Here is a 16,684-nt window from a genome sequence, read left to right on the forward strand (position 1 = left end):
ACCCACGATGAGCGCGTCTGTTGAGCAGTATGTTGAGGCGCTGCGGAAGTCGCTCAAGGAGAACGAGCGGTTGAGGGCGCGGAATCGAGATCTGGCCGGGGCCGCGCACGAGCCGGTCGCGATTGTGGGGATGGCGTGCAGGCTGCCGGGTGGGGTCGAGTCGGCGGATGACCTGTGGGATCTGGTCGCCAGGGGTGGGGATGGGATCTCGGGGTTTCCGACAGATCGGGGTTGGGATCTGGAGCGGTTGTACGACCCGGAGGCCAGCGCGGGCACGTCGTACTCGCGCGAGGGTGGTTTTGTGCACTCCGCGGGGATGTTCGACCCGGCGTTCTTCGGGATCTCGCCCCGCGAGGCCGCGGCGATGGATCCGCAGCAGCGTCTCCTGTTGGAGACGTCCTGGGAGGTGTTCGAGCACGCCGGGATCGACCCGACCGCCGCGCGGGGCAGCAAGACGGGGGTGTTCGTCGGGGCCGCGACCTCGGGCTACGGCTACGCGACCCCGGACGAGGGCTACGGGCTGACCGGCTCGGCGACCAGTGTCCTCAGTGGACGAGTCGCCTACGTGTTCGGGCTTGAGGGTCCCGCGGTCACCGTCGACACGGCGTGTTCGAGTGGCTTGGTGGCGTTGCACCTCGCGACCAAGGCGTTGCGGGCAGGCGAATGCGACCTCGCCATCGCCGGTGGTGTGACGGTCATGGTCAACCCGTCGGCGTTCGTGGAGTTCAGCCGACAGCGCGGGCTCGCGGCGGACGGGCGGTGCAAGTCCTTCGCGGCGGGCGCCGACGGGACCGGGTGGTCCGAGGGTGCCGCCGTCCTACTGGTCGAGCGGCTCAGTGACGCGGTCCGACTGGGGCACCGGGTCTTGGCGGTCGTGCGCGGATCGGCGGTCAACTCCGACGGTGCGTCCAACGGGCTCACCGCACCCAACGGCCAGTCCCAGCGGCGAGTGATCCGCGACGCCCTGGCCGACGCCCGACTCGCACCCGCCGACGTCGATCTTGTGGAGGCGCACGGCACCGGCACCGTCCTCGGCGACCCGATCGAGGCCTCCGCGCTACTCGCGACCTACGGGCAGGACCGGGGGGTCCCACTTTTTCTGGGGTCCATCAAGTCCAACATCGGCCACACGCAAGCCGCCGCGGGGGTCGCGGGGGTCATCAAGGTCGTGCAAGCAATGCGCCACGGCGTACTACCCGCGACCTTGCATGTGGACGCTCCGTCACCCCACGTCGACTGGTCCGCAGGGGCTGTCGAACTGCTCGTCGAACCGCGCCGGTGGTCCACAGTGGATGTTCCGAGGCGCGCCGCGGTCTCCGCGTTCGGCGTGAGCGGGACCAACGCGCACACGATCCTCGAACAGGCTACTCCAGCCGAGCCCACGCCGCCCGGCGAGGCCGACCTCCCGTGGCTTATCTCCGCGCGAACCCCAGAAGCCTTGCGCGAGCAAGCATCCAGGCTGCTAGAGCACGCGGCTGACTCAGGTGGCATCGCGTTCTCCCTGGCCACGACCCGTGCGGCACTAGAGCGACGCGCGGTGATCCTTCCCGGCGCCGACCGCCCCGCCGCGCTCGCCGCTCTGGCTGGCAACGTGCCGCATGAGTCCACAGTGGTCGGTGAGGCCGCACCGGGCAAGACCGCGTTCCTGTTCACCGGCCAGGGTTCCCAGTACCGCAGCATGGGTCTCGACCTGCGCCGACTCCCAGTCTTCGCCGAGGCGTTCGACGCGCTCTGCGACCGCCTCGGTGTCAATCCCGCCGAAGACCTGGACCGCACCGAACTCACCCAGCCCGCCCTGTTCGCGCTGGAAGTGGCCCTTTTCCGCCTGGTCGAGTCCTGGGGGATCACCCCCGACTACCTCGTCGGCCACTCCATCGGCGAGCTGGCCACCGCACACGTCTCCGGCATCCTCTCCCTGGACGACGCCTGCACCCTGGTCGCCGCCCGAGCCCGCCTCATGGGCGCACTCCCGTCCGGCGGAGCCATGCTGGCAGTCGAGATCTCCGAGTCCGACCTGGCCACCGAGTTCTCCGACGGTCTCCCCGCAGGCGTCGACCTAGCGGCGGTGAACTCGGATCGTTCACTTGTCCTATCGGGGGATCGTGGGATTGTTGAACTGTTGGAACGTGGGTTTGTTGAACAATCGCGCCGGGTGAAGTCGCTGGTGGTGTCGCACGCGTTCCACAGCCACCACATGGACCCGATGCTGGCGGAGTTCGAGCGGACCCTGCGCGGACTTTCGTTCAACGATCCGACAATCCCGCTGGTGGGCACATCGACCGGTGACCCGAGCACGCCGGAGTACTGGGTGCGGCAGGTCCGGGAGACGGTCAGGTTCGCCGACGCGATCACCGCGGTGGCGGCCAAGGGCGTCGTCCGGTTCCTGGAGATCGGGCCGGACGGGGTGCTGTCGGCGGCCGTGCGCGACCAGCTGCCGGACGCCACCGCCATCCCGCTCCAGCGCGCTGGTCGCGATGGCGTCGAGACGTGGTGGCGCGGCCTGGCCCAAGCGTTCGTCTCCGGAGCGGCGATCACCTGGCCCGAGCCGGGACGCCGCGTCGACCTACCGACCTACGCCTTCCAGCGGACCCACTTCTGGCCGGTCAACACCACCAACCTCCGCTACCGGGTGACCTGGAAGCCCGTCCAGGCGCCCACAATCTCCCTCACCGGGACCTGGCACGTCCTGACCCGCGACCCGGACTCCGCGCTGGCGACCTGGTGCGCCAACGCACTCCGCACGCACGGCGCCGCCCTGACCGACGACCCAGCCCAGGCCGACGCGATCCTCTCGCTGCTCACCAGCACCGACGAGCACCCCGATTTCCCCGTCCTCACCCAGGGCCTCGCCGACACCCTCGAGCTGCTCCGCGCCGACGGACCACCGATCTGGCTGGCCACCCAGGGCGCGGTCGCGGTGGACGAGCCGCTGGCCAACCCGGCGGCGGCACCGCTGTGGGCGCTGGGCCGGGTCGCTGCCCTCGAACTGCCGCGCCGGTGGGGCGGTTTGGTCGACTTGCCCGAGATCGCCGATGACGCCGCTGCCGCCCGCTTCGTTGCCGGTCTTCTCAGCGGCGAGGACCAACTCGCCATTCGGCCTAGTGGCCTGTTCGCGCGCCGACTCGCGCCATCGCCCGCCGAAGCCGCCGCACCATGGCGTCCACAAGGGACTGTTCTCATCACCGGCGGCACGGGTGCGCTGGGCAAACACGTCGCCCGGTGGCTGGTCGAACGCGGCGCCGAACACCTCGTGCTGGCCAGTCGCCGCGCTCTCGAAGCGGTCGATTTCGCGCAGGAACTCGAGTCGAGCGGCACCCGCGTCACCTTGGCCGCCTGTGATGTCGCAAATCCTGTTGCCTTGACGGAACTCCTGGCCGAGCACCCGCCCACCTCGGTGTTTCACGCGGCAGGCAGCGGTGACTACGCGCCCATCGCCGAGGCGGACCTGGCGCACTTCGCCGCCACGCTCAACGCCAAGGTCGCCGGTGCGCGGATCCTGGCCGCGCTACCTGACCTCGATCGACTCGTCCTGTTCTCCTCGGTGTCCGCTACCTGGGGTAGCGGCTCACAATCGGCCTACTCGATGGCCAACGCCGCCCTGGACGCCCTCGCGGAGGCCTCGGGTGGCACCGCCATCGCCTGGGGTCCGTGGGCGGGCGCGGGCATGGCCGGAGCCGACAGCACCGCCGACTACCTGCGCAAACGCGGTCTCAACCCGCTCGATCCGACCGTCGCCATCGCCGCTCTGGCGCAGGCGGTGGACCAGCGGGACACGTGCGTCACCGTCGCGGACATCAACTGGGACCGGTTCGTCCCCTCGTTCACCAGCGCGCGACCCCAGCGCCTGTTCGACGACCTCATCGAGGCGCCCGCACCGGCCGTCGAGCAGCCGAGCGCGCCGAGCTACGCCCATCTGTCCGAAGAGGAGCATCGGCGCACTCTGCTTGACCTGGTGCGCACCAATGCCGCCGCTGTCCTCGGTCACGCCGACCGCGCCGCGGTGAAGCCCCAGCACGCCTTCTCGGACCTCGGCTTCGACTCGCTCACCGCCGTCGAACTCCGCGACCGCCTCGCCACCGCGACCGGCGCGCAGTTGGCCACCACCATCGTCTTCGACCACCCGAACCCCGTCGCCATGGCCGAGCACCTGCTCCGGTTGGCCCGCCCCAAGGCCGAGGCGACCGAGCAGGTCAGGACGGCCGTCGACGGTGAGCCGATCGCGATCATCGGTATGGCCTGCCGCTATCCCGGTGGCGTTCGGTCGCCAGAAGACCTGTGGCGCTTGGTGTCCGAGGGCCGCGACGGCATCGGCGAGTTCCCGACCGATCGTGGTTGGGACAGCGTCTACGACCCGGACGGCGGCGACGGCACCTCGTACGTCCGTGAAGGCGCCTTCATTGACGGCGTCGCCGAGTTCGACCCGGTCTTCTTCGGCATCTCCCCGCGCGAAGCACTCGCCATGGACCCGCAGCAGCGGCTCCTCCTACAGGCCTCCTGGGAGGCGTTTGAGCGCGCGGGCATCGACCCGGATGCGGTGCGCGGCAGTCGAACCGGCGTGTTCGCGGGAACCAGCGGCCAGGACTACCCGGCGCTCCTCGTCGGCGCGCGCGACGTCAGTGAAGGCCATCAGGGGACGGGCAATGCCGCAGCTGTGCTGTCGGGCCGCGTCGCGTACACCTTCGGGCTTGAAGGGCCGACGCTCACCGTCGACACAGCGTGCTCCAGCAGCCTCGTCGCGCTGCACCTGGCCGTCCGAGCGCTGCGGCAGGGCGAGTGCGAACTAGCGCTAGCCGGTGGCGTGACAGTCATGTCCACACCGTCCGCGTTCGTGGAGTTCAGCCGCCAGTTGGGTCTCGCCGCTGACGGTCGCTGCAAATCCTTCGCGGCGGCCGCCGACGGCACCGGCTGGGGTGAGGGTGTCGGCGTCCTGCTGGTCGAGCGCCTGTCTGACGCGCAGCGCAACGGGCACCGAGTGCTGGCGGTCGTTCGCGGTTCGGCCATCAACTCCGACGGCGCCTCCAACGGCCTGACAGCACCGAACGGCCCATCGCAGCAGAGGGTCATCCATGCGGCGCTCGCTGACGCGGGCCTGGAGTCGTCCGAAGTGGACGTCGTGGAAGCGCACGGCACCGGAACCCGCCTCGGTGACCCGATCGAGGCAGAGGCGTTGCTGGCCACCTACGGCCAAGGTCGCACAGAGCCGTTGTGGCTGGGCTCGGTGAAGTCCAACATCGGGCACACCCAGGCGGCGTCCGGCGTGGCGGGCGTGATCAAGACGGTCGCGGCGCTCCAAGCCGGTGTGCTGCCGGCGACCCTGCACGTCGACGAGCCGTCGCCGCAGGTGAACTGGTCCGCCGGTGCCGTGTCGCTGCTGACCGCCGCACAGCCGTGGCCCGCGGGTGATCGGCCGCGACGGGCGGGTGTGTCGTCGTTCGGGATGAGCGGCACCAACGCGCACGTAGTGCTGGAATCAGCGCCCGCGCAAGCAGAAGCAGAGCCGGTCGGGTCACCGCCCGCGTTGGTCGCCCTGCCGGTGTCGGCGCGCACCGATCACGGTCTGGTCGCACAGGTTGAGGCCATAAGGGACAGTGGGCACGACCTGGTGGACCTCGCGCGCTCCCTGGCCACAACGCGAGGCGTGCTCGAACACCGCGCGGTTCTGTTCGGCGAGGTCTCGCTGGACGGCGCGGTCACCGGTCGCGCGGACGACGGCCGCACGGGTTTCCTGTTCACCGGCCAGGGATCGCAACGTCCCGGCATGGGCGCGGGTCTGTACGCGGCATTCCCGGTGTTCGCGGCCGCGTTCGACGAGGTCTGCGCCAGGATCGACCCGGCGCTCGACGGCGGCGACCTCAAGCGGGTCGTCTTCGGTGAGGGCCTGGATCTGGACCAGACCATCTACACGCAGACCTCCCTGTTCGCGTTGCAGGTCGCGCTGTTCCGGCTCGTGGAGTCCTGGGGTGTGCGCCCCGATGTGCTGATCGGCCACTCGATCGGCGAGGTGGCCGCCGCCCACGCCGCCGGGATCCTCACCTTGGACGACGCCTGCGCCTTGGTCTCCGCGCGCGCCCGGCTGATGCAGGACCTGCCGCCGGGTGGCGCGATGCTCGCTGTCGAGATCTCTGAGTCCGACCTAGCGCTCGAGTTCCCCGACGGCCTCCCCGAAGGCGTCGACCTCGCCGCGGTGAACTCCGATCGTTCACTTGTCGTATCGGGGGATCGTAGGATTGTTGAACTGTTGGAACGTAGGTTTGTTGAACAATCGCGGCGGGTGAAGTCGCTGGTGGTGTCGCACGCGTTCCACAGCCACCTGATGGAGCCGATGCTCGCGGACTTCGGCCGCGCCGTGGCTGGACTGTCGTTCGCCAGTCCGACGATCCCGTTGGTCAGCACTGCGCCGGGTGATCCGGGCACGCCGGAGTACTGGGTCGGGCAGGTTCGGGAGACGGTCCGGTTCGCTGACGCAGTGGCACGGGCGGAGGACGTCACCCGGTTCTTGGAGCTGGGGCCGGAGGGGGTGCTGAGCGCGGCGGTCGAGCAGGCCGCGTTCCCCGCGCTGCGGACGGGGCGCGACGAGGTCGAGACGGTGCTGCGAGCCGTCGCCGAGGTGCACGTGCGGGGCGCGCGGGTCGACTGGGCCGCCGTGACCGAGGACTGGGGCGGGCGCCGGGTCGACCTGCCCACCCGGGCCTTCGCCAGGGAGCACTACTGGCCCGCCCCCGCTGTCTGGGCGGGTGATGTCGCGGCGGCCGGGCTCGGGGTGACCGATCACCCGCTGCTCGGCGCCGGGGTGGGCGTGGCGGGCGCGGACGGTGTCCTGTTCACCGCCCGCCTGTCGACTCGCACCCACCCGTGGCTGGCCGACCACCGCGTCCACGGCCGAGTCGTCTTCCCCGGGACCGCCTTCCTAGAGCTGGCGGTGCAGGCGGGAGACGCAAGCGGCCTACCGGTCGTCGACGAGTTGATCCTGCACGCGCCTCTTGTCCTGCCTGAGCGGGGCGCGGTCCAGGTCCAGGTTGCGGTGACCGGCACCGGTGACGTCACCATCCACGGTAGGCACGCCGACGACACTGGCTGGTCGGACCTGCCTTGGACCCTGCATGCGACTGGCACTCTTACCCAGGAGTCCCCGGTCAGCGCTGACCTGGGTCTATGGCCACCGCAAGCCGAGTCCGTCGACGTCAGTGGGCTTTACGGCCAGCTAGAGGGGGCCGGGCTTGCCTATGGGGAGATGTTCCGGGGACTGCGCGCGGCTTGGCGGACTGAAGAGGCCGTCTATGCGGAGGTAGCGCTACCGGATAGCGCCGACGCGTCGCGGTTCGGCCTACACCCCGCGCTGCTCGACTCTGCCCTGCACGCTCTTGCCGTCTCAGCGACGGGTACGGGAGCTGCTGGGGTGCCGTTCGCCTGGTCGGGGGTCCGGCTGGCGGCGACCGGGGCCACCACGCTGCGGGTGCGACTCACCAGCGGGCCGGATGGGGCCGCGCTCGTCGCCGTCGATCCCGCGGGCACGCCCGTGATCACCGTCGACAAGGTCGCGCTCCGGCCGGTCACGATCGCTGCGACCACCGCGCCGCCGCTGCACCGGGTCGCGTGGCAGCCCGTCCCGCTGGTCGAACCGGCCACCAAAACGTGGGCGGTGCTGGGTGAGGACGTGTTCGGCGCGGCGCGGGGACTCGCTGCGGCCGGGGCCGAGTTGTCCGACAGTGCCGACCGGGTGATCGTCAGCTCGGCCGGGCCGGACCTGCTCGACCGGGTCACCGAGGTGCTCGCGCTCGTGGGCGAGGTGATCGTCCTGACCAGGGGAGCCGTGGCCGCAGAGCCCGGGGACGACGTGCCGGACCTGCCGGGCGCCGCCGTCTGGGGCCTGCTCCGGGTCGCCATGAGCGAGGACCCCGGCCGGGTGCGGCTGATCGACATCGACGGGGACCCGTGGGCCGCCCTGCTCCGCTGCCCCGACGAACCGCAGCTCGCGATCCGGTCGGGGGCCGCCTTCGCGCCGCGGGTCGTCCCCGATCCCGGTACCGACCTGGTCGCGCCGGACGGGCCATGGCAGCTCGACACCACCGGTCGCGGCACGTTGGAGAACCTCGTCTTGGCGCCGGTAACCCCGCCTGACCTCGGGCCGGGGGAGGTCCGGGTCGCGATCCGGGCCGCGGGTCTGAACTTCCGCGATGTGCTCAACGCGCTCGGTATGTACCCGGGTGAGGTCGCGATCGGCGGTGAGGCGTCCGGTGTGGTCACCGAGATCGGGCCGGACGTCACCAGGTTCGCGGTGGGGGACCGGGTGCTCGGGCTGTTCTCGGCGGCGTTCGCTCCGCTGGCGGTGACCGACGAACGGTTGCTGGTAGCGCTGCCGGACGCGTGGGACTTCGTTGCGGGCGCCAGCGTGCCGATCGTCTACGCGACCGCGTACTACGGCTTGGTCGACCTCGCTCACCTCCAGCGGGACGAGTCGGTGCTGGTCCACGCCGCCGCTGGTGGTGTCGGGATGGCGGCGGTGCAGCTGGCGCGCCACCTCGGGGCTGAGGTGTACGGCACCGCGAGCCCGGCGAAGTGGCGGGCAACCGGGCTGGCCGACGATCACCTGTCGTCGTCGCGGGACCTGGCGTTCGCCGCCAAGTTCCCCCGGGTGGACGTGGTGTTGAACGCGCTGGCCGGGGAGTTCGTCGACGCGTCGCTCGGGTTGCTGCGCGCGGGCGGCCGGTTCCTGGAGATGGGCAAGACCGACATCCGCACTGGGGTGTCCGGTGTGGACTACCGGGCCTACGACCTGGCTGAGGCGGGGCCGGATCGGATCGGGCAGATCCTCAGCCAGGTCATGGCGCTGTTCGCTGAGGGTGTCTTGAGTTTGCCGCCGCTGCGGACGTGGGACGTGCGGCAGGCGCGGGAGGCGTTCCGGTACATGAGCCAGGCCAAGCACGTCGGCAAGGTGGTGCTGACGCTGCCTGGCGGGCCTGATCCGGATGACGCTGTGCTGATCACTGGCGGCACCGGTGCGTTGGGCGGGGTGCTCGCTCGTCACCTGGCGGCTTCTGGTCGGCGCAATATCGTTCTGCTGAGCCGGAGTGGGAAGGCATCGGAATCTCTTGTGTCCGATGTGGAGGAGTTGGGTGCCACTGTTCGCGTCGTTGCGGGGGATGCGGCGGATCGGGATTTGGTGGCGGGTCTTGGTGTCCGCTCGGTGTTCCACGCGGCTGGTGTGCTTGACGACGGCGTGTTCTCCAGCTTGACTCGTGAGCGGCTCGCCTCTGTGTTACACGCCAAGGCTGAGGCGGCGCTGGCGTTGCATGAGGCCGTGCCCGACGCGGTCGAGTTCGTGCTGTTCTCCTCTGTCGCCGCCACCATCGGTACTCCGGGTCAAGCTGCTTACGCCGCTGCGAATGCCTTCTTGGACGGCCTCGCCCACCACCGGCATGTTCGCGGTTTGCCTGCCCGTACGCTGGCGTGGGGGCCGTGGGATCTGGATGGCGGCATGCTGGGTGCGTTGACCGACGCGGATCGTGACCGGTTGTCCCGCACCGGGTTCCCGCCGATCACGCCGTCGGTGGGTATGGCGATGCTCGACCGCGCGCTTGCCGACCCGACCCCGGCCGTGGTCGCCGCGACCATCGATGCCCGCGCGCTCGTCGACCCGCCTGCCATCCTCGGCGCCCTCGCCCGCCCTGCTCGTCGGGTGGCGGAGACCGTCGCCGCGCCGGTCGACCTGGGTGCACGACTTCTCGCACTCCCTGCTGGGGAACGGGTTCGCGTGCTGGTCGACCTGGTCCGCGCCAACGCCGCCACCGTCCTCGGCTTCCCCAGCACCGACGCCATCGACCCGGCCAGGGCCTTCTCCGACCTCGGCTTCGACTCCCTCACCGCCGTCGAACTCCGCAACCGCCTCACCACCACCACCGGCGTCCGCCTCCCCGCCACCCTCGTCTTCGACCACCCCACCCCCCTCACCATGGCCGAACGCCTCCTGGCCGACCTGGTCCCCGCCCCACCCAGCCCCACCGCCACCGCCCTGTCCGACCTGGACAACATCGACGCCGTCCTCCCCACCCTGGCCGGCCCCGACGCCGACCGCATCCGCGCCCGCCTCACCGCCCTCCTGGCCAAATGGACCCCTACGGCGCCCGAAGCCGACGACGACCTAGACGCCGCCACCGAAGACACCATCTTCGCCCTGATCGACAGCGAACTGGACGCCTAGCCGGAGGTAGCTAGTCGGCCGTGCGGAATGGGGTGGCCAGGAGGGCCAGGGCGGCGATGGCCATTCCGGTGCTGCCGACGATCATCGCCGCGTGGAGGGAGACCAGGTCGCCGATGAGGCCGCCGAGGGGGGCGCCGATGGTGATCATGCCCCAGTTGAAGGAGCGGATGGTGGCGTTGCAGCGGCCCTGCAGCCGGTCCGGGGTCACCCGCTGCCGGTAGGTGACGTCGTGCGGGCCCTCGAACCCCAACCCGAGGCCCAGCAGGAGTTGGCCGCCGTACACCGCCCAGTCACCGGTGACGAGCAGGAGGAAGCCACCGGCGGCCAGGAGTCTGCCCAGGACGATCGTCTTCGCCAGTCCCAGTCGCCGGTGGAGCCGCAAGGACACCGCGCCGCCTGCGACGGTCCCCACCCCGGCCGCCGCGTACGCCAACCCGAGCCCCGTAGGCCCCACGGTGTGCACCGCGAACGGGACGAAAGCCGTGCTCGCCATGGCGGTGAACAGGAACCGGGCGTGCGAACTGACCGCCAACGGAGCCAGCATCCGGTGCCGGTAAACCCAACGCAAGCCTTCGCGGAGTTCCGTGAGGATGTGCCGCTCAGCCGGATCCGGTTTCGTCTCCTCAACCCGCAAAGTGGCGACCAGCAACCCGGACACCGCATAGGACACGGCGTCAGCGAGCACGGCCATCGGCGCACCCAGGACCTTGATCAGCCCACTACCCAACAGCGGCCCCGTTGTCTGGGCGACCGCCGCCGTCTGCTCGATGCGCACGTTCGCCCACGAGAGCCGTTCGCGGTCGACGATGCGCGGCAGGAACGACTGGAAAGCCGCGTCCCCGAACAGCGACAGCGCCCCGACCCCGAACACCACGGCGACGAGCACCGGGAAGCTGAGCTGGTCGAACACCGCGAGCAGCGGGATCACCGCGAGCAGCACCGCCCGCCCCAGGTCCGTGCCGATCATCATCGGCCGGCGCCTACACCGGTCGACGATCACGCCCGCGATCAGCCCGAACAGCAGGTACGGCAGCCACCGCGCCGCGTTGAGGACACCCACCTCGGTCGCCGACGCCGACAGCGCGACCACGGCGATCACCTGGACCGCCACCGTGGTGACGTACGTCCCGAACATCGAGATCGCGTCAGCCAGCCAGAACCTGCCGAATACCCCCATGCGCCGACCCTAACCAGGGCAGGGGGGACTAGGGGTACCTGCCCCCGCGGGCACGACCTACCTTGGGCTTGAGCCGTGAGGAGGACCGGGCATGTCGACGACCGCGGACCGGATTTCCGACCTCACCGCTCGCCGGGCCCAGGCCGTCGAGATCGCCGAGAAGCGCGCGGTCGACCGGCAGCACGCCAAGGGGAAGCTGACCGCCCGCGAGCGCATCGACCTGCTGCTCGACCCCGGGTCGTTCACCGAGCTCGACGAGTTCGCCCGGCACCGGTGCACCGACTTCGGCATGGAGCAGAACCGGCCCTACGGCGACGGCGTCGTCACCGGGTACGGCACGGTCGACGGTCGCCAGGTGTGCGTGTTCTCCCAGGACTTCACCACCCTCGGCGGCAGCATGGGCGAGGCGTTCGGGTCCAAGGTGCTCAAGGTGATGGACCTGGCGCTGAGCATCGGCTGCCCGGTGATCGGCATCAACGACTCCGGCGGCGCGCGCATCCAGGAGGGCGTCGTCTCCCTGGCGCACTACGCCGAACTCGGGATGCGCAACGTGCGGGCCTCCGGTGTGGTGCCGCAGATCTCGCTGCTGATGGGGCCGTGCGCGGGTGGCGCGGTGTACTCGCCCGCGATCACCGACTTCACCGTGATGGTCGACAAGACCTCGTACATGTTCGTCACCGGCCCCGAGGTCGTCTCCGCGGTGACCGGCGAGAACACCACGCTCGACGAGCTCGGCGGGCCCGCGGTCAACAGCGAGGTCTCCGGCAACGCGCACTACGTCGGCGACGACGAGCACGACGCCATCGCCTGGGTGCAGGCGCTGCTGGGATACCTGCCCAGCAACAACATGGACCAGTTGCCGGTGTACGACCACGTCCACGAAGCCGCTGTGACCGAAGAGGACAGACGGCTCGACACGCTCATCCCCGACGCGGAAAACCAGGGCTACGACGTCGCCGAGGTGATTCGCGCCATTGTGGACGATGGCGACTACCTCGAGGTGCAACCGGAGTACGCCCGCAACATCATCTGCGCGCTGGCCAGGGTCGACGGCAACTCGGTCGCGGTCGTGGCCAACAACCCGCTGGTCAACGCCGGTGCCATCGACATCGCCTGCTCCGAGAAGGCCGCCAGGTTCGTCCGCTTCTGCGACGCGTTCAACATCCCGATCGTCACCCTGGCCGACGTCCCCGGCTACCTGCCCGGCGTCGTCCAGGAGCGCAGCGGCATCGTCCGGCGCGGCGCCAAGCTGATCTACGCCTACGCCGAGGCCACGGTCCCCAAGGTCACCGTCGTGCTGCGCAAGGCCTACGGCGGCGGCTACGCGGTCATGGGCTCCAAGCACCTGGGTGCCGACGTCAACCTGGCCTGGCCCACCGCCGAGATCGCCGTCATGGGCGCCACCGGCGCGGTCCAGATCCTGCACCGCAAGACCCTGCAGGCCGCCGACCCCGCCGACCGCCCCGCCGTCGCCGCGGGCCTGGTGGACGAGTACCGCCGAGCCTTCAGCAACCCGTACGCCGCCGCCGAACGCGGCTACGTGGACCGCGTGATCCAACCCGCCCGCACCCGCCTCGAGATCTCCACCGCCCTCCGGCTGCTCCGCAACAAACGCGCCGCCACGCCGACCCGCAAGCACGGCAACATCCCGCTGTAGCTGTCCACTGTGGAGTGTTGGTGTGGTGTTGGGGCCGTTGTTGATCGCTCGCGGGGCGACTTGCGCTCGGGGGTGTCCGCAGCGGGCTCTCGCTGCGACCCTGTGGCCCCTGACCTGGGGATTTCTTTCTGGTGCTGCTTCGAAATTCATGCTGATGGGTGACAGAAGTTGTCCACATGTGGATCTCCGCGGGTGCCGGTTCAAGATCGACTGTCGGTGGGTCCCGGTAGACTGGCCCAGGGACGCCCCCCGGAGAGGGTGGGGGCCGGGCGGGGGGTTGCCTGCGCGCGCGGGCGCGAAGCGGGCGTTGTGGGGTGGGGGCGGTTGTGGGGCGCCGGGGGCGTTTCGGCGATGGGGCGTTGCGCTCCCGCCTGCGACACTCAGCTTACCTGCGAACCCCGCCTTGCCTGCTACACCATCACCGCCGAAGCTGGCCACCGCGGCCAAGCCGAGACATCCCCACTCCGCCACCTCCGGGCCCTCGGTGCCCCACCGCCGAAGCTTGCGGTGCGTCGAGTTCGGGGATCGACCCCGACTGGGGATCGGCGCGTCGGATTTCGGGGCCGTCGTCACGTCGGAGCGTGCCGGAGGCGAACCGTAGTGGACTGTGGTCCAGACCGGTCTGGGAGCGCTCACGGTGGTGGAATGGGGGATCCGCAACGGAGAAGTGTGATGTGGGGTTCACCGTGGTGACGGCGAGCAACGGTACGATCACCGCCGCCACGGGTCGGACCGGGCAAATCCGGCACGGCCACCGCCTTGGCGAGAATCCGCTGGGCGGCCACCAGCCTGAAGGGGATCCCCAAGCGTGAACGCGGTGCAGCCACAGGTGGAGGGTGGGTCGGCGGCGTTGCGGCTGTTCGGCCTGCACAAGGTGTTCGGTGAGTACACGGCGGTCGAGCGCGCCGATCTCACCGTCGCGGCGGGCTCGTTCTACGGCCTCGTCGGTCCCAACGGCGCGGGGAAGACGACCGCGTTGTCCATGGCGGTCGGTCTCCTGCGCCCCGACGAGGGCCGGTCGGAGGTGTTCGGCGTGGACGTGTGGGCCGATCCGCTCGCCGCGCGCAAGCTGATGGGTGTGCTGCCCGACGGCCTCGCCCTGCCCGAGCGCCTCACCGGTCGGGAGTTGCTGACCTACCTCGGTCAGCTGCGCGGCCTGGACCCCAAGACCGTCGCCGAGCGGGCCGCCGAGCTGCTCGACGTGATGGAGCTGGCGGGCGACGCCGAGCGCACCCTGGTGGTCGACTACTCCACCGGCATGCGCAAGAAGATCGGTCTGGCCACCGCGCTGCTGCACGGTCCCCGGTTGCTGGTGCTCGACGAGCCGTTCGAGGCGGTCGACCCGGTGTCGGCGGCCACGATCAAGCGCATCCTCAACCGGTTCGTCGCCGGTGGTGGCTCGGTCCTGCTCTCGAGCCACGTGATGGCCCTGGTCGAGCAGCTGTGCGACACGGTCGCCGTGATGGCCAAGGGCCGGGTGGTCGCCGAGGGCCCGCTGGACCAGGTGCGCGGCGGGGCGTCGCTGGAGGACACCTTCGTCGAGCTGGTCGGCGTCAAGGTCGGCGGCGGGGAGGGGCTGTCGTGGTTGGCGTCCTGATCCGGATGAAGCTGGCCGTGCTGCGGCACACCATCGCCGGGCCCAAGGCGACCTGGATGCTCACCGGCGGCTTGGTCGGCCTGGTCATCGCGGCCGGGACGATCGGGCTGGCCACCACCGACGCCGCCCCCGGCACCGTGGCGGACCTGCTGGCGGTCACCTTCGCCATCTGGGCGCTCGGCTGGATGCTCGGTCCCTCCTTCGGCGGCGACCCGGTGCTGCGCGCCGAGCAGTTCGCCATGGAGCCCGTGCCGCGCACCCGGCTGGCGCTCGGCCTGCTCGGGGCCGCGTTCGTCGGCGTCACCACCGTGGTGACCCTGGTCGCGTTCACCGCGCTGGTCGTGTTCGCGGCCCGGTTCGGCGCGGCGGCGGTCGTCGTGTCGATCCCGGCCTTGGCGCTGCAGTTGACGCTGGTCGTGCTGCTGTCGCGGCTGGCGGCCCGGTTCTTCGGCGCGCTGGCCCGGTCCCGCACCGGCGCCGCGGTGACGGCGGTGATCACGGCGACGATGATGGTGCTCAGCCAGTCCGGCTGGATCGTGTTCGTCGCGCTGGACGTGGTGCTGGAGACCGGGTTCTCCCGCGCCTTCTCCCTCACCGTGCGCGCCCTGCCGTCCGGTTGGGGCGTTGTGGCCGTCGAGGCCGCCGCGCGCGGGGACTGGCTGTGGGTGGTCGGTCCGCTGGTCGCGCTCGCGGTCTTGGTCGCGCTGCTGGTCGTGCTGTGGGGCCGGGTGCTCGGTCCGCAGCGGCTCGCCCGTCCGGTCGTGCGCGGCAGCTCGGCGTCGTCGGCGGCGAAGTGGGCCGATCGCGGACCGGTGGCCGCCGTGTACGTCAAGGAGGTCCGCACCTGGCTGCGGGACCCGTTGCGGGTGCAGGGCTTGCTGGTGGCACCGGTGTTCGCCATCCTCAGCGGCCTGCTGCCCGTGCTGTTCGGCTCGACCGCGCTGCTGCCGTTCGTCGGCGCCATCACGGCGTTGCTGGCGGCCACGACCACCGCGAACCTCTACGGCCAGGACGGCACCGCGCTGTGGCTGACGCTGATGACCCCGGGCACCGAACTCGCCGACGTGCGGGGACGGCAGCTGGCCTGGCTGACCTGGTTCGGGCCGCTGTCGGTCGTGCTCACCGTCGTCGGCACCGCCATCCACGGCGGCCTGTGGCCGTGGGCGATCGCCGCGACCACCGCCGTGCTCGGTGGCGGCGCGGGACTCGTGGTGCTGGTCGCGGTCGACCAACTGGTGCCCGGACCTGACCCGCACAAAGCCAAGAACTCGCCGCTGGAGCACGGGGACGTCACCGGACAGGGGTTCGTCACGCTGTTCCTCGTGCTCGGTGCCGCTTCCCCGGCGCTGTGCGTGGTGCTCGCCGGTGAGCTGCTCGACCTGCCGCTGCTGGCCTGGGCGGGCGGCCCGGCAGGTGTGCTGACCGGGATCGTCGGGTACGGGGTGCTCGGTGGGCTCGCGGCCAAGCGGCTGGCCGCGCGCGGTCCGGAGCTGCTGTACCTGATGCGCGCGGGCAAGGAGCACGAGGCGGCGCTGAGCGCGGAGACCTCGGTGATCAAGGCGATGTCCCGGCACCGGCGCGGCCTGCTGTGGACCAGCTTCTTCATCGGCTGCCTGGCGACGTTCCCGCAGGGTCTGGTGCCGCTGGGGATGAAGCTCAGCGGTGAGATCGAGCGGGTCTGGTTCCTCGCGCTGTACCTGCCCGAGGGTCTGCAGTGGCCGGTGATCGCGCTGATGCTGCTGATCGGGCTGTCCGCGTTCGGGCTGGCCGGGTGGGTCTACCTGGTCGAGTCGCGCAAGCTCAAGGCCCGGCTGGAGCGCACGGCCGAGGAACGCGAGCGGGTCGAGGAGCCCGTGGCGGTCGGCTGAACACCGCACTCGCCAGGACGGCCCCTGTCTTCGGACGGGGGCCGTCGTCGTTCCCGCCTTTAGGGGCGGGCTAGGGGTGTTCGGGCCGGTAGCGGCTAACTAGGGTCCCGAGTGAGGAAATGGAGGATTTCCGCACGGGTTTCGGGCTTCGGGTGGGTTTCCGCGCGGGAACCCGCGGTATCGAGTG

5 protein-coding genes are annotated in these 16,684 nt (G+C 70.7%); 4 read left to right on the top strand and 1 reads right to left on the bottom strand.

Going from position 1 to position 16,684, the window contains the following annotated elements:
- Positions 1–7 precede the first annotated feature (7 nt).
- Complete coding sequence (locus tag LV79_RS10085) at positions 8–10,198, top strand: type I polyketide synthase (RefSeq protein ID WP_253834415.1); 10,191 nt, start codon at positions 8–10, stop codon at positions 10,196–10,198.
- 10 nt (positions 10,199–10,208) lie between these two features.
- On the opposite strand, the gene LV79_RS10090 is transcribed toward LV79_RS10085, so the two are convergent.
- Positions 10,209–11,375, bottom strand: coding sequence for an MFS transporter (locus tag LV79_RS10090; protein WP_253834416.1), 1,167 nt, complete (start codon positions 11,373–11,375; stop codon positions 10,209–10,211).
- Positions 11,376–11,466: 91 nt separating this feature from the next.
- Here LV79_RS10090 and LV79_RS10095 point away from each other — a divergent pair, with 91 nt between their 5' ends.
- From LV79_RS10095 to LV79_RS10105, 3 genes are all read left to right on the top strand, one after another.
- The gene (locus tag LV79_RS10095) at positions 11,467–13,032 is read left to right on the top strand and encodes an acyl-CoA carboxylase subunit beta (RefSeq protein ID WP_253834417.1); all 1,566 of its coding nucleotides are present in this window, start codon (positions 11,467–11,469) and stop codon (positions 13,030–13,032) included.
- A gap of 808 nt (positions 13,033–13,840) precedes the next feature.
- Complete coding sequence (locus tag LV79_RS10100; protein ID WP_253834418.1) at positions 13,841–14,629, top strand: ABC transporter ATP-binding protein; 789 nt, start codon at positions 13,841–13,843, stop codon at positions 14,627–14,629.
- Entirely contained in the window at positions 14,614–16,497 is a 1,884-nt protein-coding gene (locus LV79_RS10105) for a permease-like membrane multi-spanning protein (protein ID WP_253834419.1), read from the top strand. The genes LV79_RS10100 and LV79_RS10105 overlap by 16 nt, the downstream gene beginning before the upstream one ends.
- Positions 16,498–16,684 lie beyond the last annotated feature (187 nt).

Source organism: Actinokineospora globicatena, assembly GCF_024171945.1.
Classification (GTDB): Bacteria; Actinomycetota; Actinomycetes; order Mycobacteriales; family Pseudonocardiaceae; genus Actinokineospora; species Actinokineospora globicatena.

Bases quoted from the DNA above. Each gene is read 5' to 3' on its own strand.
- LV79_RS10095 (WP_253834417.1), top strand. From the start codon at position 11,467: ATGTCGACGACCGCGGACCGGATTTCCGACCTCACCGCTCGCCGGGCC.
- LV79_RS10085 (WP_253834415.1), top strand. From the start codon at position 8: ATGAGCGCGTCTGTTGAGCAGTATGTTGAGGCGCTGCGGAAGTCGCTC.
- LV79_RS10090 (WP_253834416.1), bottom strand. From the start codon at position 11,375: ATGGGGGTATTCGGCAGGTTCTGGCTGGCTGACGCGATCTCGATGTTC.